Here is a 22553-nt window from a genome sequence, read left to right on the forward strand (position 1 = left end):
ACGCCCGTACCATCATGCCCGCACACGCACGCCCCACGCTTCGGCGACCGCGAAGGGGAGCTGGAGGTTGGCTTCGCACATGATGGCGAAGGTCGCGCGGTAGACGTTCATCAGGGACCAGACGTCGAGTCGGTGGTACGCATTGAGGGGCACGCGGAACCGCTCCTGCCCGCCGCCCCGTCGTGGCCGGGTGAAACGACGGCACAGGACCAACACGCCGGGACGGATCGGGTTCTGCGGCGACGCTGTCGCGGCGAGAGGGAGCCGGTTCATCGGCACGGCGAGAAAAATCTGCGGTGGAAACGAGGCGAAAGACTGATGTCGCACGCTCATTTCGGCCTATGAACTGATGACACCGCGAACAGGATTTTAGACACCATCGCTTTATCATAGCCGGAGCAGCACCATGGGCGATCCGCCGGACCCGCGGGATGGTCACTCGGCCAGGACCGTCCTGCTGATCGCGCTCACCCTCGCGGCCATCGCGGTCTCCACCTACACGCTGATCCGGATGGATTAGCCTGGCTCGGACCGCGGATCGGCCCCGCGCGATCCCGGGCCGCCGAGCGCGCCCCGTGACGGCCAGGACCCTATCGGCCGCATCGAGGGCTCACACGCCCCGGCAGGTCCCGTAGCTGACCTTGATCTCGCTGCGGTCCTCGGGATTGAGCTGCGCCTCGACGAAGTTCATCTTGGTCAGATCGATCAGCAGGAAGTAGACGCCGTTCTGGCACTTGATCGCATTGCGGGGCGTGCGCTCGTTCAGGCGCGGCGACGCGGTCTGACACTCGTAATAATCGGAGCGTCCCGCGGAGATCACGGTCAGCAGGCCGCCGCTGGAGACCAGGGAAAAGGTCCGGGCCTTGTGCGGCTTCGCCGCCTCCGGGGCCGCGATGGGGTCGAGGCCGACCGACACCGCCTCCGTACAGGCCATGGGACGGCGCAGCTGGGAAGCCGACGGCGTGATGCTCAGCAAGAGGAGCGCACCAGCGAGCGCTACCCGGTTCGCGATCATCGGCGGCACATCCGTGATTCGTGGGTAGTTTCTACCGGCAAGCTAGGCCGGCGTCCGCGGGTGTAAATGACGCATGTTCGGTTGGTCGCACTGATCAACAGATATGCCTCGGCGTTCGACATCCATTTAGTGACGAAATGGGTCGATCCGGTCGCTCCGAAGGCTTCCGTGCAGGTCCGGCCGCCGGCGGCGGTGACCTGATCGGCCCCGGCACGGCGACGGATGTTCAGAGGTCGCTGGCGTCGGGCTCGTTCGGATTGTCATTGTCCGCGGAAGCCGCCTCCCGCCGCGCCGCGATCTCCACGCCGATCTCCGTCAGCAGCAACCGCGACAGGAGTTGCATCGCCGGCGTACCGTACGTGACCGCGAGCCGGTGCGCGCGGATGGCTGCGTCCGCCAAGCGGTCAAACCCCTCGTCGTCGGGCATGGCGCCGCGAAACCCCGATATCAGTCCAGCAGCATACAACCTTAAGGATAGGTCTGGGTTCAATGGACGCGCGCAGAAACACGTGCTCGACGCGGCGCCTCGGTCAAGCCGGTCGGCCCACGGCCATCGGTGCGCGGACGGCTCCGGCACAGGGGAAGGCAGCCCATCACAGGCTCGGTCGCGGCCGTGGGAACGCGCGTGCCGCGCTCCGGAGCGACTCTATGGCGCGGCCGGGACGGGAGCGGCCGCGAAGGTCGGCCCGACGGGCGAGGGCGAAGTCGCGCGCTCGATCCTGGCCGAGCGGGCGTCGCGCTTCTCGTAGAAGGCGTTGCCGCCGGCCACCGCCACGTAGTGCATGTTGGTGTAGGGGAAGCGATGCCCGGCGGTGTGGAAGTACATCGCCTTTCCGACCTTCGGGTGCCGCTCGCCCGCCAGGACGGCGTCGGCGGCATCCGCGACCTTCTGGAGGTCCTTGTCCTGCATCGGCTTGGTCAGGACCCCCGAGGCGAACTGCCCGGGCTGCCCCACCACCGCGCAGATCCCGCCGGGGAAGATCGCGTTCTCGAGCCGGTTCATGACCACGGTCCCGACGGCGACCAGCCCGTCCGGGTCGCTCCGGTTCGATTCGAAGTACATCGCACGGCCGAGGCAGTCGCGCTCGGCATCGGTGACGACCAGCGGCGGCTTGTGGCCGGGGATCGATCCTGTCGTGAGCACCGGCGCGCCCGTGTTGCAGCCCCCCAGGCTCCAGACCGCCGCCATGACGGTCAGAACAGGAACACTCTTCGTCCGCGCGCTACCCTGCATGCATGCCTGCTCCGTGCTCCCTCAGCCTCGCGGCGGCTCCGAAGTCCGCTGCGGCACCGCGCCTCGACAGGGCGACGGCCGAGCTTGACCGTACGTTCGCGGCGAGGATGTGGCGGCAGCCCGAACGGTTCGGGTCCACCCGGCCGCCCGGGCAGCCGCGGGACCGTCGGGGCGAGCCCAGGTCGAGGGGCGACCCCGCCGCGGCTTCGTCGGCGGCGCGGGCGCCGGACGCGGCATCCGCGCCGCCGGACCGGATCGCCTCCACCGGTCACCGGCCGCTCTGGGCCTGCCGCTCGCGGGCGCCGCCGACCGGGGCCGGGATCAGTGCTGGCCCTGACCGGCGGCCAGGATGGTCACGCCCACGGCGATCACCGCGATGCCCACCAGCATCGTCGGGCTCACCGCCTCGCCGTACAGCCACGCTCCGCCGATGGCCGCGCCGATCATGCCGACGCCCGACCAGATCGCGTAGACGACGCCGATCGGCAGCATGTCCATGCTGGTCGACATCAGCCACAGGGCGGTGCCGTATCCCACTGCCACGATTAGGGTCGGTCCCGGCCGCGTGAGACCGTCGGCGGCCTTGAGGGCCAGGGTGGCGGCAACCTCGGCGCCGATGGCGAGTCCAAGGATGAGGAACGGATTCATGGCACAGGCCCCCTCGGGTTGAGCAAGCGTCGTGAGATGGCCGGAGGATGGTGTAGAGATCTGCGTCGAAGCGGGCATCCCGACAGACGAAGCCGGCATCCTCCGGCGCAGGTCTGCTTCGAATCGACCGCACGATGGGGACGGTCGCCGCGCGACAACGCTGCACGGCATCCATGAACATTTCGAAATCTTCGTCGTCGTCCCCAGCCGGCGTGGTTCAACCCGGTCGCCCCGGGGCCGATCCGAGGGGGTTCGTTAAGGCCTCCCGCCCATGGTGGGGGCCGGACGGCGCAAGCGGCACGGCCGGCGCGTCCGCAACCGTCACGACCCAGAGCGACACAGAGCCTTCATGAGCCCGTCCTCCGCGATCTCGGAGCCTCCGGGCCGGACGCACCACGGTCGCCGCTGGGGCCGCCGCTGGGGCCTGGCCGCGGCGGCCGGCGTCGTGGCGGCGGGCGGCGCCTGGGCCGCCACCGCCCTGATCAACGTTCCCGATCCCGTCACCCTCACGGCGCTCGCGGTGATCGAGCCTTCGGCGGTGGGCCCGTGGTTCCCCAGCCGGGTCGTCCAGGCCCCCGCGCAGGCGAGCGACCTGCCGGTCCGGCCCCGCCCGATCCTCGACCGGGTCGCCTGGAAGGGGCGGACGGTCCCGCTCGCGACGGTGCTGGAGGCGACCCACACCAACGCCTTCCTGATCCTGCAGGACGGCGTCCTGGTCCACGAATGGCAGCGCCCCGGCACGGGCCCGGCGACCCTGTTCCCCTCCTGGTCGGTGGCGAAGTCGATCGTGTCGCTGCTGGTGGGCGCGGCGGTCTCGCGCGGCGCGCTCGCCGAGACCGACCGCGTCTCCGCCCTGCTGCCCGACCTGAAGAACAACGCGGTCTTCAGCCAGATCACCGTCCGCAACCTCCTCGACATGGCGAGCGGGATCGCCGTGCCGGAGAACTACGATCCCCGGCATCCCCTGACCGGTACCGCCGGGATGTACCTGACCCGGGACATCGAGGGCTTCGTGCGCGACAACGCGCACCTGTCGTTCAAGCCGGGCAGCCGGGGCCGCTACCGCAGCATCGACACCGAGTTGCTCGGCCTGATCCTCGCCCGCGTCGAGGGCAGGCCGCTGGCCGCCATCCTCTCGGAGCGGATCTGGAAGCCCATGGGCGCGCAGGCCGACGCCACCTGGAACCTCGACCGGGCCGGCGGCGTCGAGAAGGCGTTCTGCTGCATCAACGCGACGGCCCGGGACTTCGCCCGCCTCGGCCTGCTCGTGGCCGACCAGGGCCGGGAGGGGCCGAACCGCATCATCCCGGCTCGCTGGATCGCGCGGATTCTGACGCCGGCCCGGCGCGACGTCGAAGGCTGGCAATACTCGGCCCAGTGGTGGCACGCGCCGGGGGGCGACGACGGCGACATCTCGGCGATCGGCGTCTACGGGCAGTACATCTACGTCAACCGGGAGACCGGCACGGTGATCGTGAAGCTCAGCGACCACGGGGCCGAGCAGGACGAGATCGACACGCTCTCGGTGATGCAGGCCATCGCGGCCGATCTCGCCGCAGCCCGCAGGGTGCCCTGACCGGCCGCGCCCCGCGAGCCGGAAGCCCGGCATCGCGCGTCCGGTCGGGCCCCCGCCAAACCCGTTCACGCGCCTTTGGGGCCGGCATCCGTCAGGGACGAGCGCCGCGTGATCTGGTTCAGCCGGACGAGGGCGCGGGCCCGCCAGTTGCGGGCGAGCCGCCAGCCGACGCGCTTCCACGGGATTGACGGCACCGGCGAGACAGGATCGACGAGGGCGCTGAGCGCCCGCGTGTAGTCCAGCACCAAACCCGGGGTCCAGGTCATGGACCGGGCGCCGCCGCGCAGGAAGGCCGCCGCCCAGAATTCCGGGGTGGTCAGCGCCAGGGCGAGCGTCCGCCAGGGATGGCCGCCGCGGCTGAACGCGCCCTCGACGGCGACGTCCAGCGCGCGGGCGACGGTGGTCGAGCAGTTGCGGCTGATGAAGTTGTAGGTGGTGTCCTGGCGGTAGGCCGCCCAGAAATCCCGCAGCCGCGCCGCGTCGATGCCGCTGAGCGTGACCGCGACCGTCGCCTCGCACCAATCGGCGGCCTCGTAGGCGTGGGACGGCAGGAACCGGCCGGGGACGTCGTTCTCGTGGCCGGCGCGTAGGCTCGACCGCAAGTTGTCGGGTGAGCGATCGATCTCCACGGCCGGATAGTGACTGATGTAGAGGTCGCCCCCCTGCTCGAGGGCGGCGTGGCCGGTGGAGTACCGCCCCGCCTTGTCGACGGAGGCCACGTAGCGGCGGATCAGCCGCTGGCTGGCGGGCGTGGTGGCCTGTCCGGTCGGAGTCCAGACATGGACCGTCAGGCTGTCGGACCCTGCGGGCGCCTCCAGCCCGGGCGCCGCCTGGAGGCGCCGCGTGCGCAGGCCGACCAGCGCGAGGTTGGCGCCGGTCAAGATCAGGAACATGCCGATGCAGTAGCCCACCGTGCCGGCGTACCAGGTCGGCCACGGCTGGAGGTGAAACAGCCCGAAGGCGACGCTGAGCGCGCCCAGCGCCACCGAGATCCGCCACCCCGAGAACTTCAGCAGGCCCGCGACCGTGATCCGGATGACGCCGTCGACCGTGAAGGCGATGCCGAAGATCATGGCGAGCAGGAAGGTGCTGTGCCGCGTGGCCACGAGGATCAGGACGGCCATGATCGTCAGGAGCCCCCCCTTGAGGAGGCGCAGGCGGCGCGCGGCCCCCAGGGCGGAGGCGCCGACGGCCAGCGAACCCGCTCCCTCGGCGAGCAGGATCAGCCCGAACCACCGCTCCGGGACGTGGAGCGCCCCGTCGAGGGAATCGATCATGACCGTGAGGCCGAGGAGCGACCATACCAGGCCGGTCGCCAGGATCAGGTGCCAGTGCCGGCGGACCGCCGCACGGCCCACGAGCAGCAGCCAGAGGGGCGCCATCCGGCCGCCGACCCCGTCGGTGCCGCCCGGCCCCGGCGAAGCCAGAGCCGAGAGGGAGCGCGGAAGTGACGTCGCACACGGTCCGGACATAGGGGTCGCTCTCGAAAGCGCGGCGAACAGCCTCCCGTACAACATCCGTCGCGCACGCAGGACCGAAGAGAACGCGCGGTGATCGGACGTCGAGCGAGGCGCTCCGGGCGCAAGATCCATGACTTGCCTGAGGACTTTGTTAATCGACTTGCGGTCAGCGGACCGGCACGTGCGTTCCGGGAGCCGATAACCTTAACGAAGTCTGAGGTTTTGCCGCGCAGCCGTGCTGGGCGGATCGTCGTGAGTTCGGATGACAGCCCGGATGACGGCCCGGATGACGGTGCTGGGCCGGACACTCGCGCGTCCATCCAGGCCGGATAATGAATAATATACAAGCCCGCAGGCCGCGCGGAAATTGTCCTCTCGAGAGGCAGGCATTTTCATGATCAATTCGAAATTTGATAATCCTCTGAATACGACCGATAGAAGTCGTATTCACATATGACACCGAAGACAGTGTTAAAGATCTTGTCTTTGAAGATCCAGAACTTCATCCTGGACCGGCACGCGAGGACGGCACGAACCGTCGCAAGGCGGGGCGGCCGCAAACCTTAACGCCTCCCAGGGGGCATTAACGGGCGATGGCGACCGGTCTGTCGGCAACACCAGCGTTGATTCGCGCGCTCACGGACGGTCATCACAGGACCATTCGAAGTCATTGTCCGGATGATCCCGAATGCTCGAGGCAGGTGAGCAATGTCTGTCTCAAACGCTTTGACAAAACAACCTCATGTTTATGGATAAGATCACAAACTGATCAAACTAATCTTTAAGTAAACCCTAGACTTTTGGTACCAATTTTGTACTGTTGGGTGCCAATGTTGGCCAAACCGAAAATCTCTGGAACACATGGAGGGCCGGAAAATCCTTAGACATTTCGCGGTCGCGAAATCGTCCAGATCTTGGTCTTTTTTACAGTACTGGGGGGTCTATGAACACTATCGATTTGCATGAAAAATCCGCAGATCTGAATACGGATCTGATCAAGTGCACGGCATCTCTGGTTGCCGCTTATGTATCGCGGAACGCGGTGGGGGTGGGGGACCTGCCGATCCTGATCGATCAGGTCCACACGGCGATCTCGGTCCTGCAGAATGGGGCGTCCGGCTCCGGCCCGGGCTGGACCGGTCCGACGGCCGCACAGATCGAAGCCTCGATCCAGCAGGACGGGCTGATCAGCTTCATCGACGGCCGGCCCTACAAGACCCTGAAGCGCCACCTCACGGCGCACGGGCTCACCCCCGAGCGCTACCGGGCCAAGTACGGCCTGCCGGCCGACTACCCGATGGTCGCGCCCGGCTACGCCGCCAAGCGCTCGCAGATCGCCAAGGCGATCCAGCTCGGCCACAAGGCCGCCTGAGCGGCGCGCGGCCAGTCCGCCCCCGGCGGGCGTCCGGGGCTCGGAGCCTTGGTCGCCGGGCCGGCTCCGCGACGGTCCCGCGACAGGCTCCGCAGGCCCGGGCCGATACGGCACCGCCGGCCACGGAAAAGCGGAATCCCGGCCCTGCATCCGGTTCGGCCTGAGGGGGCGACCGGACCGGATGCGCGCCGCCCGAAATCCGGCGGCGGCGGCCTCAGTTCCGGGCGACCGCCAGGGTTCCGTCGTCCATGGCCACGAAGCGGATACCGGCCTTGCGCAGCGCCTCGACGGCGTGGAGGCGCGATCGGCTTCCCCGATGCTCGCTGTCCTCCTCCAGCCGCCGCACCGTGGAGTGTGACAGCCCGCTCGCCTGAGCCAAGTCCATCATCGACCAGTCGAGCAGCGCCCGGGCGGCACGCAGGTGCGGGCCGGTGACGCATTGTTCGAGCCCGGCATGAAGGGCGGCCGGCAGGCGCGCCCCGGTCCGCACCGGGTATTTGAGGCCGCACCGGCCGAGATACGTGCCCTCCGGATCCCAGACCGGCATCGTGAGGATCCGGAAATGCCAGAGCTCGCCGTTGGCGAGGCGCTCGTGGGCGATGCCCTGGAAGAACGTCCGCCGCTCGATCTGCTCCCCCGCCATCGCCTGGAACGCCTTGCGCTCCTCCGGGACGATGAGGAGGTAGGGATCGATGCAGATCTCCTCGAGGGGGAGGCCGTGGACCTGGGCCACCTCGAAGGGCAGGTCGCGGACGAGGTCGAGGCCGACCGAGAAGGTGGTGATGCGCTCGGTCAGGTAGAGCGCCCCCCGTCGCCGCCGCTCTTCGTGCCGCACCTGAGCGAGTTGCTCGCGATCGCTCACGTCCAGCGCCATGCCGCTCACGGCAACGGGCCGGCCATCGGCCGAGAAGCGCACCTCCATCGTCAGGGACAGGGTGCGCAGGGTGCCGTTCGGCCGAATCACCCGGGCGCTCACCTCCCGCGGCACGTGGCCCTGCCGAACATCGGCGAGCGCGGGCATCCGGTGCCGGTCCTCCGGGTGGATCAGGGACAGCAGCAGATCGTAGTTCGCCCTGGCGGCATTCGGGACCAGCCCGAGCAGACGATAGAAGCCCGGCGACCAGGTCTGCTCCCCGCCAGCGAACGCCCAGCTCCAGGCACCGCTTACCCCCCGGTCCTCGGTGATCGTCAGGAATTCCCCCGAAGAAAACGTGAGCGCGCTTAAAGCAGAATGAAACATGACCGAACGACCTGTTTCGTCTCATCGACGATCATCAGCGATTTCGCATCCGACCGTCAACGGATGTAAACCGTGAACAATTTCAAAAAAACTCCCGGTCGCGGTTTCGTTCGATCGCGATACGCATTGCAGAGCATCCATGTCTTTGAAGCAGCCCGATCGTCCGCAGCCATCGCCCAGACGATCGCCCAGCCTTCACGCCGGGAGGCCTCGCCACGGTCGGCCGCTCCACCTCGCTCCGGCCGCGAAACGAATCCCGCGACAGTCGCCCGTGAGAGAGGCTGCCTGACGCCACACTCAATGAACAGTTTCCCATCTATTGCACGGGGTATAAAAATTCAGATCGCGAATGAAGGATTAATACTTATAGATTACGCCTTGATCTATTCCGTATTATCAATGTATACTTCAATGATCGTTGGCATATGATCGGACGATGACTTCAATAATGACACAACCCAACCCGAAAACTGGTTTTCCAACAGCGATCCGCGCATGCGGGGAGGAGACGCGTTCGGCGGAGGCTATGCGCGCGGAGGCCTCCCGCGCAGGCCCGTCGCGGGCCTCGGGCACGATCCTCCGCCGACCGGAGATTGACAGGCCGGGCCGAACGGTGCGGGGAACGGGACAGCCACCGGGGGGAACCGCATGAAGGTCGCCTGCATCGGCGAGTGCATGATCGAGCTGTCGGAGCGCCCCGACGGGAGCCTCGTCCGCGGCTTCGGCGGCGACACGCTCAACACCGCCCTCTACCTCGCCCGCCTCGGGGTCGCGGTCGATTACGTGACGGCGCTCGGCGACGACGTCTGGAGCGACGAGATGGCGGCAGCCTGGGGTCACGAGGGCATCGGCCTCGACCGGGTCCGCAGGATGCCGGGCCGGATGCCGGGCCTCTACATCATCCGCACCGACCCGACCGGCGAGCGCAGCTTCCACTACTGGCGCGACCGCGCCGCGGCCCGGGACCTGTTCACCGGGCCGGGCGCCGCCGAGACCCGGGCCGCCCTCGAAACCTACGATCTCGTCTACGTCTCGGGCATCAGCCTCTCCCTCTACGGCGAGGCCGGGCGCGCCGCCCTGGCGGAGACCCTGGCGGCCCTGCGCGCCCGGGGGGGACGGGTCGCCTTCGACACCAACTTTCGGCCCAGCGGCTGGCCCGACCGCGGCGCGGCGCAAGCGGCCTTCCGCGCGGCGCTGGCGCTGGCCGACCTGATTTTCGCCTCGGCGGAGGATCTGGACTGGCTCTTCGGCGCGGCGGGCGAGGACGCGGTGCTGCGCCACCGTGGCCGGGCCGAGATCGTGCTCAAGGTTCCGGGCGAATCGGGGCCCGTCGCCCGGGTGCTGCACGGGGACGCCGATTCGCCCGTTCCGGCCGCTCCGGTGGCGCGGGTCGTCGACACGACCGCCGCCGGCGACAGCTTCGCGGCGGGCTACATCGCCGCGCGCACCGCCGGGTTGGCCCCCGAGGCCGCCGCCGCCGAGGCCCACCGTCTCGCCGGGGCGGTGATCGGGCATCGCGGCGCGGTGATTCCCCGGGACGCGATGCCGGCGCCCGCCCCCCGGCCGGCCGGTTCGGGCGCCTGAGGACGGGCGGGCTCCGGGCACGCGGCCACCCTTGAGACGGACAAGCGCAACCGCTACCTCTCCCTTTGGGGAATGGCCCCTGCAGCAGGATCGCCGCGCGTGGCGCGGCCGAGAGGGCACCCGTGGCGCCGAGTCCCCCGCCGATCCAGGTTCCCGAGCCCGATGCCTCCGCTTCGGGCGGCGCCCCGAAGACGCGGGTCAGCGCACGCGGGCGGCTGCGCACCTACTTCCTCACCGGCATCATCGTGGCCGGACCGCTGGCGATCACCGCCTACATCACGTGGTGGTTCATCGCGCTGATCGATTCCTTCGTGAAGCCGCTCGTGCCGGCGAGCTACCTCCCGGATCATTACCTGCCGTTCTCGATCCCGGGGCTGGGCCTCGTCATCGCGTTCCTGGCGGTGACGCTGCTCGGCTTCCTCACGGCGAACCTCGTCGGCCGCTCGGTCATCGAGTTCGGGGAGGTGCTGCTGGCTCGTACCCCGGTGATCTCCGGGCTCTACAAGGGCCTGCGCCAGATCTTCGAGACGCTGTTCTCGGCCAACGGCACCTCGTTCCGCACGGTCGGGCTGGTGGAATTCCCCGTGAAGGGCACGTGGTCGGTGGTGTTCCTGTCCGCCCCCGCGGCACCCGACATCGAGGGGGCGCTGCGGGCCCGGGGCGCCGCCGCCGCCGACCTCGTCGGCGTCTTCCTGCCTTGCGCACCCAATCCCACCACGGGCTTCTTCTTCTACCTGCCCCGCGCCGAGGTGGTGGAACTCCACATCAGCGTCGACGACGCGGCCAAACTGGTGATGTCGGCGGGGGTGATCCAGCCGGAGGATCCGCAGGGCCGGCTCAATGCCATGGCGGCCTCCCTGCGGGCGGCCCAGCAGGCGGGGGGCCCGGCGCCGCAGCGGGAGCCCCAGGACGCGTAGGGCGGCCCGGCCGGCGACCGGCAGGCGGGCCCAGTTCATCCTCCAGCGCGTCCCGAGGCGCCGCGCAGCGGCGTCGATGGGTGTCCCACAGGTCCCGAGGGCGGCTGGAGGGATCCGTCGCGGCTGCTCCCGCGGTCCGGCACCGCGGGTGAGTCCTCGGGTCGGCTGAACACCGTCCGTGCCGATCCGACCCGCGACCGGGAACGATGATCGGCCACGAAAAAGGCCGTCCCGCGGCACGGGACGGCCCTGCTGGATGCTGCGATACGCCGAGGCTGCTCAGCGCTGCAGCGAGGCCGTCTGCGGCGCCAGGGTCGGGGGGGTCGCCTGCGCCACCGTCACGGCGCTGCGGGGGGTCGTCAGGCCCCAGCCGGCGGCGCATTGCAGGGTGAGGGCGAGGCCCAGCGCGATGCAGAGCCCGTTGGCGGCCAGCCAGAAGGGCCGGGCTGCCCGGCGCACGGCGGCCTGCAACTCGTCCGCGGTCCTGCCCGCCACCTCGGCGGCGCGATCCGAGATCGGCAACAGCCAGGGCTCGTTCGGCAGGGCTTGGATGCCGGCCATCTCGTGGGAGCCCGGCAGGTTTTGGAACAGTCCGTTCGACATGTCCGTCCTCCAGATTCGTCCGTGATGTCCCGGCTTACCGGGCCATTCGTTCATCTCCAGTTAAGGGAAGAATGTGGCTGATGCAAGGTCACGAAACCTGTCCGCAACCCGCCGGGCCGTCCGGCGGGCGCCGTCAAGCTTCCGCAGCGTCCCGCCAAGTCTCTGAAATCGCTGCCGTTTGCGGAGCGCCTGTGACATTGCCGCATCGGACTACTGATCCGGCCGATCGGAGACGCTGCCGGACCCGGCCGTTCATGAACGCCGGCCTTTCCTGAACGACACCGTTCAGGAACGCCGGGGTTTCCTGAACGGTGCCGTTCATCCCGCGCCGATCAGCCGGATCGCGGCCTCGCGCTCGAACAGGTAGAGCAGCACCCGCAGCGCCTGCCCGCGCGCGCTCTTCAGCCCGGGATCGCGCTCGACGATCATCCGGGCGTCGTCGCGGGCCGCTTCCAGCAGGGCACCGTCGCTCTCCAGCCGCGCCAGCCGGAAGGCGGCCAGCCCCGATTGCCGCGTGCCGAGCACCTCGCCCTCGCCGCGCAGCTTCAGGTCGGCCTCAGCGATGCGGAAGCCGTCCTCGCTCTCGCGCATCATCTCCAGTCGCGCCCGCGATACCTGCCCGAGGGGTCCCCGGTAGAGCAGCAGGCACGAGGAGGCCCTGGAGCCACGCCCGACCCGGCCCCGGAGCTGGTGCAGCTGCGCCAGCCCGAAGCGCTCCGCGTGCTCGATCACCATGATGGTGGCCTCGGGCACGTCGACCCCGACCTCCACCACCGTTGTGGAGACCAGCAGCTTTGTGTCGCCGGCCGCGAAGCGCGCCATGGCCGCGTCCTTCTCGGGCCCCGGCATCTTGCCGTGGATCAGCCCGACCGCGTCGCCGAAATGCTGCTTCAGGTCGTCGAACCGCTCGGCCGCGGCGGCGAGGTCGATGAACTCGGATTCCTCCACCAGCGGGCAGATCCAGTAGACCCGCTCGCCCCCGGCGATCGCCCGGGCGAGGCCCGCCACCACCTCGTCGATCCGCTCGGTCGGGAGCGTGATCGTGCGGATCGGCTGCCGGCCCGCGGGCTTCTCGTCGAGGATCGACACGTCCATGTCGCCGAAGAAGGTCAGCGCCAGGGTGCGGGGGATCGGCGTCGCGGTCATGACCAGGAAGTCCACCGCCTCGCCCTTGGCGCCGAGCGCGAGGCGCTGGTGCACGCCGAACCGGTGCTGCTCGTCCACCACCGCGAGGCCGAGATCGCGGAAGGTCACCGCCTCCTGGAACAGGGCGTGGGTGCCGACGAGGATGTCGATCTCGCCCGCGGCGAGGTCGGCGAGGGTGTTCTTGCGCTCCGCGGCCCGGTCGCGGCCGGTCATCAGGCGCAGGCGCAGGCCGCCGGCCAGGGGCTGAAGCCTCTCGAAATGCTGGCGCGCCAGGATCTCGGTGGGCGCCATCAGCGCCGCCTGCCGCCCGGCCTCGACCGCGGATGCCGTGGCGAGCAGCGCCACCGCGGTCTTGCCGGAGCCGACGTCGCCCTGGAGCAGGCGCAGCATCCGGCGCGGAGCCGCGAGGTCGGCGCGGATCTCCGCCACGGCCCGGGCCTGGGCGCCGGTCAGCGCGAAGGGGAGGGCGGCCTCGATGCGGGCGCTCAGGGCGCCGTCGCCGGCATTGACCCGGCCGGCCTTGCGCCGCTGGCGGGCGCGCAGGAGCGCCAGGGCCAGCTGCGAGGCCAGGAGCTCGTCGTAGGCCAAGCGCCGCCGGGACGGCGTCGCGGGCGGCGCCTGGAGCGGGTCCTCGGCCTTGGGGGGCGCCTCCTCGGGGCGGTGCTCCAGGCGGAGCGCGTCCGCGAAGGCGGGGAGGCGGTTCTTCTCCAGCCACGCCGGATCCTGCCATTCCGGCAGAGTCGGCAGGCGGTCGAGGGCGGAGACCGCGAGCTTGTTGATCGCCCGCGAGGTCAGGCCCTCGGTGGCACCGTAGACGGGCTCGACGGCGGGCAGCGCGGCCAGACCCGCCTCGTCCACGATCCGGGACGGGTGGACCATCTGGCGGGTGCCGTCCCAGAGGTCGATGCGGCCGGTGATGTAGCGGTGCGCGCCGAGCGGCAGCATCTTCTCCACGCGGGCCCGGGGCATGCCGAAGAAGACCAGGGAGATGTCGCCGGAGGCATCCTCCACCCGCACCCGGTGCGGGCGCCGGCCCGGTCCGATCTGGGCCGGGCGATGCTCGACCACGGTGACGCCGAGGGTCACCGGCCCCCCCGTAGGCGCCTCGCTGACCGAGCCCATGAGCTTCCGCGCAACGCCGCCCTGGGGCAGGTGGAACAGCAGGTCGACCACCCGGGCCTCGCGCTCGGGGGTGCCGAGCAGCTTCTCGATGAGCGGCGCCATCTTCGGCCCGATCCCCGGCAGGGACCGGGCCGGCGCGAAGAGCGGATCGAGGATGCTGGGGCGCAGGATCGGCGGGGCCGCCTCGGGCGCGCGGGCACCCGACCCATCCGGCGCCTCTAGCGCTTCGGGGTCCTTCAAGGCCGGGTCCTGAGGAGCGCGTGCATCTGTCATGGGGGTTCGGCGGACATGGTGCCGGAGGCGCCTTATCATCCGGTGCATCCCGGCGCGCCAGTGCGTCGTGGTGGAGACCGAGGTGGAAGACCGATTCCCATGGCGCGCGACTTCCTGCCGGGTTTCGACCGGCACCGGATCGAGACCGCCCCCGGCGTGACGATCCACGCCCGCTCGGCCGGGTCCGGGCCGCCAGTGCTTCTGCTGCACGGCCACCCGCAGACCCTGTCCACGTGGCTCCACGTCGCCCCGCGCCTGGCCGGGAGCCGGACGGTCGTGGCCTTGGACCTGCGCGGCTACGGCGATTCGTCCAAGCCCCCGGGCGGAGAGCGGCACGAAGGCTACGCCAAGCGCGCCATGGCGGCCGACGCGGTGGCGGTGATGCGGGCGCTCGGACACGGCCGCTTCGCCGTGGTGGGCCACGACCGGGGCGGGCGCGTCGCCCACCGGCTCGCCCTGGACCATCCCCAGTCCGTCGAGCGGATCGCCCTGTTCGACATCGCCCCCACCGCGACCATGTACGCGCGGACCGACAAGGCCTTCGCGACCCGCTACTTCTGGTGGTTCTTCTTCATCCAGCCCCATCCCCTGCCGGAGACGCTGATCGGAGCCGATCCGGGCTATTTCCTGCGCCACCATGTCGAGGGCCAGTCGAAGACCCCCGGATCGACACCGCCGGACCTCTTCGCCGAGTACCTGCGCTGCTATTCGGACCCCGCCTGCCGCCACGCGATCTGCGAGGATTACCGGGCGGCAGCGGGGATCGACCTGGAGCACGATGCCGCCGATGCGCAGGCGCGCGTCACGGCGCCGCTCCTGGCCCTCTGGGGGGCGAGGGGCACGGTCGGCCAGACCTACGACGTGCTGGAGACGTGGCGCGAGAAGGCCACCGCCGTCTCGGGCCGGGCGCTCGATTGCGGCCACACCCTCCAGGAGGAGCGGCCGGACGAGGTCCTGTCCGAGCTGGCGGCGTTCCTGGGCTGACGGTCTGCGGCACCGTGGCAACGGGCCGCCGGACTTGGCAGGCCCGGTGGAAGGCGCAGATACGGTGATCCGCCGGGCTCGCCCCCTGCGTCCCCGGTTGACGGATTGGGCACCGCCGTGCTCGCGAGCGGGGCGAGGCGCCGACGGGCGGCCGCATCGGCCGACGATTACAGCCGGGATCCTATGGAAGCCCCGGCGCCAGACTTTGCCAAGCGGGACGCCTCAATCGTGCAGGACACCCTAACCGACGACGCCACCCCACGCTTCGACGTCGCCGTGGTCGGGGCCGGGGCCGCGGGCCTCGCCGCAGCCCTGGCCATCGCCCGGGAGGGGATCGCGACGGCGCTGGTCGGCCGCCACGCCCCCGTGGCGGACGGGCGGACCGTGGCGCTCCTCGACGGCTCGGTGCGCTTCCTGGCGGCGCTCGGCGCCTGGGAGGCGGTGGCGCCGCACGCGAGTCCGCTCTGCACCCTGCAGATCATCGACGACACCGGCAGCCTGTTCCGGCCACCGCCGGTGCGCTTCCAGGCCGCCGAGATCGGCCTCGACGCCTTCGGGTGGAACGTCGAGAGCGCGCGCTTGGTCGAGAGTCTGCGCGCCCGCGCCCGGGTCCAGGCGAACCTGACCCTGGTCGAGGCCGATTCCACCGCCGCCGTACCGGGGGAGGCGGTCACCCGCATCGCCCTGGCGGAGGGCGGCGCGGTCGCGGCGCGGCTGGTCGTGGGCGCCGACGGGGGACGCTCCCCGCTCCGCGCCGCGAGCGGCGTGCGCGTCCGCGACTGGACCTATCCGCAGAGCGCGATCACCACGATCCTGGCCCATGACCGCCCGCACCGGGACGTCTCGACGGAGTTCCACACCCGGTCGGGCCCGTTCACCCTGGTGCCCCTTCCGGGCGGCCACCGCTCCAGCCTGGTCTGGGTGACCGGGGAGGGCGCGGCCCGGAGGCTGGCCGCCCTCGACGATGCCGCCCTGGGGCAGGCGGTGGAGCGGCAGGCCCGGGCGATGCTCGGTGCCATGCGGGTCGACGGCCCCCGCGGCCTCGTGCCCATGCGCGGGCTCGCGGTGGCGAGCCCCGTGGCGCAGCGGCTGGCGCTGATCGGCGAGGCGGCCCATGTGTTCCCGCCGATCGGCGCACAGGGGCTGAATCTCGGCCTGCGCGACGCCGCGACCTTGCGCGACGTGGTGCTGGACGCCGCCCGGGACGGCCGCGATCCGGGTGCCCGCCCGGTGCTCGACGCCTATGCCCGCGCTCGCCGGGTCGACACGGCGGCGCGCACCGCCGCGGTGGACCTCCTCAACCGCAGCCTGCTGACCGACCTGATGCCGGTGGACGCGCTCCGCGGGCTCGGCCTGCTGGTGATGGGGCAGCTCGGGCCGCTGCGGCGGCTGGTGATGCGGGAGGGCGTGGTGCCGCGGCTCGGCGCGCCGGAGCTGATGCGCGGGACGCGCTGACGGGCTCGCGCCCGACCGGTATGCGCGCGCTTCGATGAACGCGTCCGGCGTGTCGTGGAGCCGATGATCCCGGCGCGCGGAGCGAGCGTCCGCTCAGAGATCCGGCTGAGCGGCCACGTAGGCGCCGAGGCGGGTGGCGAGGTCGACCGGGCCGCCGAAGCGGGCTCCGCCCGAATCGCCGATCAGGATGACGGGAATGCCGCTGTCGCGAAGCTGGGAGCGCAGGCGGGCGGCCCGGCGGGCATAGGCGGGATCGCGGCGCGTTGGAGCCTGGAGCAGCACCGCGGCGGGACGGGCGATCACGGCCAGCACATCGTCCGCCGCCTCCATCGAGGCGGTGACACTCGCGTAGCCCAGGTTGGCAAGCTCGCCCGATAGGGACCGGTCCACGGCGCGAACGCCGTCGTCGACCACGAGCACTTGTTGCAGCGCACCCATGAGCTTGAGCGGTACTCCATCCGGCACAGCTTGGAAAGGTAGCCGTGACTACAATCCGTTGCAGAACCCGCGAGGGGGCGGTTCGGATCCGTCGAGCCGTGTGCAGATGCGAGATTATACGGTACGCCTGAGCGTGGGATGAACCGCGGATCGGCGGACGTTCAGCCGGCCGCGTTATCGGGGTCCCCCTGCGCGAGGAGGACGGGGCGGCCCGTCTCGCGCCACGTATCCGCGTCCGGCTCGGGCACGTCGCCGCGGTGCAGCGGTGCCACCGCGCAGGCGGGACCACGATAGGCCAGGCTTCCGTCGGCGCCGCGGGCGAGGGCCAGAAGGGCGCGGGGGAGGGGGGCCCGGTCCGGGAAGGCCAGGGTCGCGGCGAGGTCGCGCAGGCCGGGGCGGGTGATCACGGCCTCCTCGCCGAGAGTGAGCGAGTCGAGTCGCTGCGGTGCCGCGAAGCCGGGAGTGGCCCACAGGTGCGCTGGCGCCCGGTGGACCACGTTGAGGGCGCGCACGGTCCAGGGCAGGGGCAGCGCGGCGAGCGCCGGCTCGATCCGGGCGGGCGCGACGAGTCGGGTCGGCACCGGCCGCAGCAGGGCGGCGCGGAAGCCCGCCTCGTCGAAGGGAATCACCGTCTCGAGGCCGGCGCCCACCGTCAGCGCGGCGCCGAGGCCGGTCACGAGGCCGCGCAGATCGTGGGCCGGCAGCAGCGTCAGGATCCGCTCGTCTGCGGTCAGCGGCAGGGCATCGAGATGCGCCGCGATGGCGGCCGCGAGCGCGGCCGCGGGTCGGTAGACGGGCCGATCCGGCTCGCCGCCCTCGAACGTCACGAGGCCGAGGCTCGGGCCCGGCGCGGCCACGCCGCGCTCCAGGGCCATCGCATCGAGGCTGATCACGCCGTCCGGCACGCCGGGGCCGAACGCGGCGAGGTAGCGCAGGTTGAACTGGCGCATGGCCGCCCGGGTGAGATTCTCCGCGGGCCGGCGCTCGCCCCGGCGCCCCTCCGTCAACACGCCGACGAGCCCGGTGGTCTCGATCCCGGCCGCGAGCTGCTCGTCATCCCAGGACGCCGGCATCGCACAGGGCAGGTGGCCGGCTGTCTCGACGGCGAGGTGGGCCAGCGCCGCTTCGGCGCCCCCGGAGAACCACAGGCCGATCCGGCTGCCGGCCGGCAGGCGCCATCCGCCGATGCCGCGGGCGAGCCGGCCGACGATCTCTGCGGCGGCCGCGTAGGTCCAGACGATCGGCGGACGCCCGCACCAGCCGGCCCGGTCGCCCGAATCACGCAGGGCCGTGCGCTGCGGGGCGGCGTGCGCCGCCGCGAACAGGCAGGCGGCCAGCCCGCCACGCGGCCCCTCGGCCCGCGCGAACGCGTCCGCCGCGGCGTCGGCCGTCCTCTCCGCCACCGCGAACGCACTCAACCCGCCGCCCCCCACCGATATTGCAGATCCTGCGGCATGGTCGGCCGATTAGGGTTAACCGACCGCTAAGTCCGGCACGACCGCACGGACCGGCCCTGCGCCGACCGGGCGGCGGACCCCGCCCGTGCGGCTGCCGCAGGGCCTCAGCCGGGTCGATCACGCGCTCGTGCGACGCGGCGCTTGCGGACGGGCGGGCGCGGGCCTATCGGGGGCCGGCCGCGGCTTGGCGGGTGCTGACGTGCCCGCCAAGCCGCGGTGTCAAGCCGCGGTGTCATGCCTTCGCCGCATTCCAGGGGAAAGGCAGGCCGCCCGGTCAGGGCGGGAGATGCGCGCCTCCGGGCGCCGGTCCCGCTCCACGACCGGATCCGTTCATCCGGAGCTCCGGGAGGCACGCCATGGCGGCGCGCACCCGGTCGGTCCGGCGGACCTGCCGCCCGGCGGGCTCCGCATCCTGCCAGCCACACCACGTCTCTTCCAAGGGGTCAGAGCCGATGTCCTTCACCCGCTCCGCGACACGCGCGCGCGCTGCCCTCCTCGGCCTCGCCGGCCTCGGCCTCGCGGCCGCGCCGGCCCTGGCACAGCCGAAGAAGCCGGCCGCCGCACCGGCCCCGACCGCGCCGGCCCCGGCAGCGCCGGGCACCCCGGCGGCCAACACCCCGGCCGCCCAGACCGGTCCGCAGATCGTGACGGTCAAGTCCGAGCCGAGCCAGGCCGACTGGACCAAGGTGTGCGGCAAGGATCAGAACTCGGGCACAGACATCTGCTACACGACCCGCGACTTCGTGTCCGACCAGGGCCAGCCCGTGCTGGCCGTGGCGGTCTACGAGATGAAGAACGCCGCCCAGAAGCAGGACGTGCGGGTGATCCGCTACCTGCTGCCCCTCGGCCTCCTGCTGCAGCCCGGCATCCGCTTCAACGTCGACGGCCAGACCCCGACGGCCGGCCGCTTCGCGGTCTGCTTCCCGAACGGCTGCTTCGCCGAGGCCGGCGGCGTCGATGCCAGCGTCGTCGCGGGGATGAAGAAGGGCACGACCCTCAACGTCTCGGTCCAGAACCAGACCCAGCGTGAGGTCACCTTCGCGGTGCCGCTCGCCGGCTTCGGCAAGGCCTTCGACGGCCCGGCCGTGGACCCGAAGGTGCTCGAGGAGCAGCAGAAGAAGCTCCAGGCCGAGTTGGAGAAGCGCTCCGAGGACATGCGCAAGAAGCTCGAGCAGCAGGGTGGCGCCGCCGGCGGCACGGCTCCGGCGGCCGGCGGCGCGGCTCCGGCCGCGAAGTAAAACCGTTCCGCATCGGCCCGCCGCGAGCGGGCCGGCTTCAGGGGCCGGGCCGCGAGGTCCGGCCCCGCGCGTTCGCGGCGCCTGTCGGATCCCCGTCGGCCCCGGACCGGCAGCACGAACAGCACGCGCGGATCCTGATCCGGCAGGTGATCCCGGGCCTCCGGCAATGCGTGGCCAGTCCGGCCTGCGTCAGGCAGCAGGCCGCCCGGCAGGCGTTGCGGGATGCCGCCTCAAGGTTCGAGGAAGTGGACGCCGTTCACACCGGCGCGTCGCCGGGCGCGATCCGGACGTCGCGGCGTGAGGGGAACCTCTGCGGCCCGTGGACCTTCGCCGCGCCGCGCCACTGCCCCTCTCGGTCATGACCCCGGCATCCGGGAACAGGCCGGCCTTGATCAGTTCCCCCATCCGGGCGTGCCGATCCGCTTCGTGGCCGCGTCGATCGTGTCGACGGGCAAGGGGGTTCGGGGGCGGGCCGCGCGGGACGGCAGGCCCGTGGCCTCGCGCGCACCCACTACGGCGCGCGCCTCCCATTCCGGCGCTATCGGCCGGCCATCGACCGTGGCGGTGACGCCGACGTAGTTCGCCGTCCGCGGGATCGGGCCGCGCGAGGGTCGAGACGCGGAGCCCGCGTCCGTCGACCGGCGGCAGCGGGAAGGCGATCCGCACCGGACGCGGATCCCCCGCCGCGTTGCGGACCTGGTGAGATACGGTGATCCGGCCGCGGGCGATCGACAACTCCTCGCGCCAGCGCAATCCCGGGCCCGCGCGACGCGGCGCAGCCCCTGGCGCGGGCCGGGAGACAGAGGAATCCGGCGACCAGTTGCGCCGCGGCGCCCGGAGAGCCGCGGTGGCGAGGCGGGCTCGGAGGACATGGCGACGGGGCCGCCCGACGGCGTCCGCCGTGGCAGGAGCCCACCACGGTGGGCCTGCCGGGCCCGTCTGCAGCCCCTCGCGGGACCACGTCCGCTCAGTTCGTGGCGCGATCGCGCATGTGGTAGGCGCCGGCATCGTCGCGCACGAACATCTCGGCGATGGCGGCGTGTCGCAGGGCCTCCCCCGACGTATCGGGCAACAGGTTCTGCTCCGACACGTAGGCGACGTACTCGGTCTCGGCGTTCTCGGCCAGCAGGTGGTAGAAGGGCTGATCCTTGCGCGGCCGCACCTCCTCGGGGATCGACAGCCACCATTCCTCGGTGTTGTCGAAGACCGGATCAACGTCGAAGACGACACCCCGGAACGGGTAGATCCGGTGGCGCACCACGGCGCCGATCGCAAACTTCGCGGTTCTCAGTGTTACGTCCATCATGGTTCAGTCCGTCCAGACTGGACAGATAGGTGCGATGATCGAGCCTGTCACCGGGCGTGGACTGATCCTTCGGCATCGGCGGCGCGGAGCGGCAAGTCCCGGGGACGATCGCCTCGGGGCTACCCGCCGACCCGAAGACGACCTGACCGCATCGAGGCCCCGGCCCTCGATGCGCCTGAGTCGGCCCGGACCGCACGGGACCCTCGGGGCCTGAACGCGGCTCCCTCCGGCCCCGGCGATGTCCGAGCGGGAGGGAAGGCAGACCCTCGCAGGCCATCCCGGCCCCTCCCGGACCCTCGACTCGAAGCCCCGTGCCGGGCGGATCAGCCTCCCTGGCCGCCGCGCCATGCGTGACCGAACGAGAGGACTAACGCGCGCGCTGAAACGTCTTGAGAGAAAAGCGGCAGAATTACCAGTCACGATGCCGTGCAGAACAAGCAATTTCACGAGCTCTTCAAAAACACAATGCGCAGCATTATCTCACTGTCCTGGCCACGACACGGGGAACATCTATGATAAAGGAAGCCGTCAAGAAGGTTTTACCGAATGGCATGAAGCACAATATTCATAAGCTGTCAGCGAAGATCGCGCAATCGCGGGAGGCGAGCCGAAACCGCGACAAGTCTGCGCGCGAGGTGTTCTCGGAGATTTACGCGAAGGCAAAATGGGGCGGGGCCGTCGGAGGCATCAACTCGGGTTCAGGCTCCTACGGCCCCGCGGCGGAACTGTACATTCACAACATAAATCGATTTATACAGTCGCACGCTGTCAAGAGCGTCCTGGATATCGGCTGCGGTGACTTCTCCATTGGAAGCCGCCTGATATGTGACGATTATACGGGCATTGACGTTGCGCAATCGGTCGTCGACAGGAACAATGCCGAATATTCCTCGGACGGGCGCCGCTTCGCATGCCTGGACGCCGCGGGACCGGCCGATCTTCCCAGGGCCCAGCTGTGCCTCATTCGGCAAGTACTTCAGCACTTGTCAAATCAGCAGGTCACGGCCATTCTTCGAAAATTCTCGCCATTCGAGTTCGTTATCTTGACGGAGCACCAGCCGGCAGCGTGCGATTTCAGGTCTCATAACAGGGATATCGTGCATGGAAGCAACACGCGTCTGGCTTACGGGTCGGGTTTGTATTTTGACAAGCCTCCCTTCAACTTGAAAACCGATCTTCTATTCGAGCATGCCGGGGACCTGACATCGCACAACATGTACGATAGAGGTTTGATCAGAAGTTTCCTCGTTCAGAATTCCCAGTGATGTGTCCGCTCACGACCGTACGGGTGCCCCCCGCTGAGGCCGCGGTCGCCCGCCGGATTGCCCGCGTGACGTCGGGTTCGCGGATCCGGTTCCGCGGGTGACGCACGACCGCGACGGGGCGCCATCCGCCGTTCCGCACCCGGGTAGAGCGGATCCGGCCGCGGCGATCGCACAGCGCAGGCCGGCACGCCCGGCCTCCCCGGTCCGGATGCGGCCAGCG

General features: G+C 70.6%; 20 protein-coding genes. 8 read left to right on the forward strand and 12 right to left on the reverse strand.

What is annotated here, in order from left to right; genetic code table 11:
• Positions 1-12: 12 nt before the first annotated feature.
• The 5 genes from MKK82_RS19835 to MKK82_RS19855 all read right to left on the reverse strand — a co-directional run bounded on the left by MKK82_RS19835 (position 13) and on the right by MKK82_RS19855 (position 2897).
• Positions 13-153 carry a hypothetical protein gene (locus tag MKK82_RS19835; protein ID WP_238288295.1) on the reverse strand — a complete coding sequence of 47 codons (141 nt, stop codon included), beginning with the start codon at positions 151-153 and terminating at the stop codon, positions 13-15.
• Between the two features lie 457 nt (positions 154-610).
• Positions 611-1015, reverse strand: coding sequence for a hypothetical protein (locus MKK82_RS19840; RefSeq protein ID WP_238288294.1), 405 nt, complete (start codon positions 1013-1015; stop codon positions 611-613).
• A 226-nt stretch (positions 1016-1241) separates the two neighbouring features.
• On the reverse strand, positions 1242-1442 hold the full coding sequence (locus tag MKK82_RS19845; RefSeq protein ID WP_238288293.1) for a hypothetical protein: 201 nt from the start codon (positions 1440-1442) through the stop codon (positions 1242-1244).
• A gap of 219 nt (positions 1443-1661) precedes the next feature.
• A complete protein-coding gene (locus MKK82_RS19850) occupies positions 1662-2249 on the reverse strand; it encodes a cell wall hydrolase (RefSeq protein ID WP_238288291.1) in 588 nt (195 codons plus the stop codon).
• A gap of 321 nt (positions 2250-2570) precedes the next feature.
• Positions 2571-2897, reverse strand: a complete 327-nt coding sequence (locus MKK82_RS19855; protein ID WP_238288289.1) for a DMT family transporter — start codon at positions 2895-2897, stop codon at positions 2571-2573.
• 349 nt (positions 2898-3246) lie between these two features.
• Here MKK82_RS19855 and MKK82_RS19860 point away from each other — a divergent pair, with 349 nt between their 5' ends.
• On the forward strand, positions 3247-4473 hold the full coding sequence (locus MKK82_RS19860; RefSeq protein ID WP_238288286.1) for a serine hydrolase domain-containing protein: 1227 nt from the start codon (positions 3247-3249) through the stop codon (positions 4471-4473).
• A gap of 65 nt (positions 4474-4538) precedes the next feature.
• Here MKK82_RS19860 and MKK82_RS19865 read toward each other — a convergent pair whose 3' ends face one another.
• Positions 4539-5945 carry a DUF4105 domain-containing protein gene (locus MKK82_RS19865; RefSeq protein WP_243986553.1) on the reverse strand — a complete coding sequence of 469 codons (1407 nt, stop codon included), beginning with the start codon at positions 5943-5945 and terminating at the stop codon, positions 4539-4541.
• 931 nt (positions 5946-6876) lie between these two features.
• On the opposite strand from MKK82_RS19865, the gene MKK82_RS19870 reads away from it, so the two are divergent.
• Complete coding sequence (locus tag MKK82_RS19870; protein WP_238288269.1) at positions 6877-7305, forward strand: MucR family transcriptional regulator; 429 nt, start codon at positions 6877-6879, stop codon at positions 7303-7305.
• 214 nt (positions 7306-7519) lie between these two features.
• On the opposite strand, the gene MKK82_RS19875 is transcribed toward MKK82_RS19870, so the two are convergent.
• Positions 7520-8545 carry a PAS domain-containing protein gene (locus MKK82_RS19875; RefSeq protein ID WP_243986555.1) on the reverse strand — a complete coding sequence of 342 codons (1026 nt, stop codon included), beginning with the start codon at positions 8543-8545 and terminating at the stop codon, positions 7520-7522.
• Positions 8546-9193: 648 nt separating this feature from the next.
• On the opposite strand from MKK82_RS19875, the gene MKK82_RS19880 reads away from it, so the two are divergent.
• Together MKK82_RS19880 and MKK82_RS19885 are read left to right on the forward strand one after the other, a co-directional pair.
• Positions 9194-10129: a sugar kinase gene (locus tag MKK82_RS19880; RefSeq protein WP_238288258.1), complete on the forward strand. Its 936-nt coding sequence runs from the start codon at positions 9194-9196 to the stop codon at positions 10127-10129.
• 122 nt (positions 10130-10251) lie between these two features.
• Positions 10252-11046, forward strand: coding sequence for a DUF502 domain-containing protein (locus MKK82_RS19885; protein WP_238288256.1), 795 nt, complete (start codon positions 10252-10254; stop codon positions 11044-11046).
• Positions 11047-11325: 279 nt separating this feature from the next.
• Here the strand turns inward: MKK82_RS19885 and MKK82_RS19890 are convergent, their stop codons facing one another.
• The gene (locus MKK82_RS19890; RefSeq protein ID WP_238288254.1) at positions 11326-11649 is read right to left on the reverse strand and encodes a hypothetical protein; all 324 of its coding nucleotides are present in this window, start codon (positions 11647-11649) and stop codon (positions 11326-11328) included.
• A gap of 318 nt (positions 11650-11967) precedes the next feature.
• Positions 11968-14190 carry an ATP-dependent DNA helicase RecG gene (gene recG / locus MKK82_RS19895; protein ID WP_238288252.1) on the reverse strand — a complete coding sequence of 741 codons (2223 nt, stop codon included), beginning with the start codon at positions 14188-14190 and terminating at the stop codon, positions 11968-11970.
• Between the two features lie 99 nt (positions 14191-14289).
• Between recG and MKK82_RS19900 the strand changes: the two genes are divergently transcribed.
• Together MKK82_RS19900 and MKK82_RS19905 are read left to right on the forward strand one after the other, a co-directional pair.
• A complete protein-coding gene (locus MKK82_RS19900; RefSeq protein ID WP_238288250.1) occupies positions 14290-15174 on the forward strand; it encodes an alpha/beta hydrolase in 885 nt (294 codons plus the stop codon).
• A 228-nt stretch (positions 15175-15402) separates the two neighbouring features.
• A complete protein-coding gene (locus tag MKK82_RS19905; RefSeq protein WP_238288227.1) occupies positions 15403-16629 on the forward strand; it encodes a UbiH/UbiF family hydroxylase in 1227 nt (408 codons plus the stop codon).
• Between the two features lie 93 nt (positions 16630-16722).
• Here the strand turns inward: MKK82_RS19905 and MKK82_RS19910 are convergent, their stop codons facing one another.
• Positions 16723-17067 carry a hypothetical protein gene (locus tag MKK82_RS19910; protein WP_238288225.1) on the reverse strand — a complete coding sequence of 115 codons (345 nt, stop codon included), beginning with the start codon at positions 17065-17067 and terminating at the stop codon, positions 16723-16725.
• 161 nt (positions 17068-17228) lie between these two features.
• Complete coding sequence (locus MKK82_RS19915) at positions 17229-18485, reverse strand: acyl-CoA synthetase (protein WP_243986557.1); 1257 nt, start codon at positions 18483-18485, stop codon at positions 17229-17231.
• Positions 18486-18976: 491 nt separating this feature from the next.
• Here MKK82_RS19915 and MKK82_RS19920 point away from each other — a divergent pair, with 491 nt between their 5' ends.
• Entirely contained in the window at positions 18977-19762 is a 786-nt protein-coding gene (locus tag MKK82_RS19920) for an invasion associated locus B family protein (RefSeq protein ID WP_238288221.1), read from the forward strand.
• A gap of 967 nt (positions 19763-20729) precedes the next feature.
• Here MKK82_RS19920 and hspQ read toward each other — a convergent pair.
• Entirely contained in the window at positions 20730-21068 is a 339-nt protein-coding gene (gene hspQ / locus MKK82_RS19925) for a heat shock protein HspQ (protein ID WP_238288219.1), read from the reverse strand.
• 512 nt (positions 21069-21580) lie between these two features.
• Here hspQ and MKK82_RS19930 point away from each other — a divergent pair.
• Entirely contained in the window at positions 21581-22333 is a 753-nt protein-coding gene (locus MKK82_RS19930; protein WP_238288214.1) for a class I SAM-dependent methyltransferase, read from the forward strand.
• Positions 22334-22553: the final 220 nt, after the last annotated feature.

Origin of the sequence: Methylobacterium sp. E-046 (assembly GCF_022829625.1) — a bacterium.
GTDB classification, from domain to species: Bacteria; Pseudomonadota; Alphaproteobacteria; order Rhizobiales; family Beijerinckiaceae; genus Methylobacterium; species Methylobacterium longum.

Coding starts and splice junctions, on each gene's coding strand:
- MKK82_RS19840 (WP_238288294.1), bottom strand. CDS start 1,015: ATGATCGCGAACCGGGTAGCGCTCGCTGGTGCGCTCCTCTTGCTGAGC.
- MKK82_RS19845 (WP_238288293.1), bottom strand. CDS start 1,442: ATGCCCGACGACGAGGGGTTTGACCGCTTGGCGGACGCAGCCATCCGC.
- MKK82_RS19850 (WP_238288291.1), bottom strand. CDS start 2,249: ATGCAGGGTAGCGCGCGGACGAAGAGTGTTCCTGTTCTGACCGTCATG.
- MKK82_RS19855 (WP_238288289.1), bottom strand. CDS start 2,897: ATGAATCCGTTCCTCATCCTTGGACTCGCCATCGGCGCCGAGGTTGCC.
- MKK82_RS19860 (WP_238288286.1), top strand. CDS start 3,247: ATGAGCCCGTCCTCCGCGATCTCGGAGCCTCCGGGCCGGACGCACCAC.
- MKK82_RS19865 (WP_243986553.1), bottom strand. CDS start 5,945: ATGTCCGGACCGTGTGCGACGTCACTTCCGCGCTCCCTCTCGGCTCTG.
- MKK82_RS19870 (WP_238288269.1), top strand. CDS start 6,877: ATGAACACTATCGATTTGCATGAAAAATCCGCAGATCTGAATACGGAT.
- MKK82_RS19875 (WP_243986555.1), bottom strand. CDS start 8,545: ATGTTTCATTCTGCTTTAAGCGCGCTCACGTTTTCTTCGGGGGAATTC.
- MKK82_RS19880 (WP_238288258.1), top strand. CDS start 9,194: ATGAAGGTCGCCTGCATCGGCGAGTGCATGATCGAGCTGTCGGAGCGC.
- MKK82_RS19890 (WP_238288254.1), bottom strand. CDS start 11,649: ATGTCGAACGGACTGTTCCAAAACCTGCCGGGCTCCCACGAGATGGCC.
- recG (WP_238288252.1), bottom strand. CDS start 14,190: ATGACAGATGCACGCGCTCCTCAGGACCCGGCCTTGAAGGACCCCGAA.
- MKK82_RS19900 (WP_238288250.1), top strand. CDS start 14,290: ATGGCGCGCGACTTCCTGCCGGGTTTCGACCGGCACCGGATCGAGACC.
- MKK82_RS19910 (WP_238288225.1), bottom strand. CDS start 17,067: ATGGGTGCGCTGCAACAAGTGCTCGTGGTCGACGACGGCGTTCGCGCC.
- MKK82_RS19920 (WP_238288221.1), top strand. CDS start 18,977: ATGTCCTTCACCCGCTCCGCGACACGCGCGCGCGCTGCCCTCCTCGGC.
- hspQ (WP_238288219.1), bottom strand. CDS start 21,068: ATGATGGACGTAACACTGAGAACCGCGAAGTTTGCGATCGGCGCCGTG.
- MKK82_RS19930 (WP_238288214.1), top strand. CDS start 21,581: ATGATAAAGGAAGCCGTCAAGAAGGTTTTACCGAATGGCATGAAGCAC.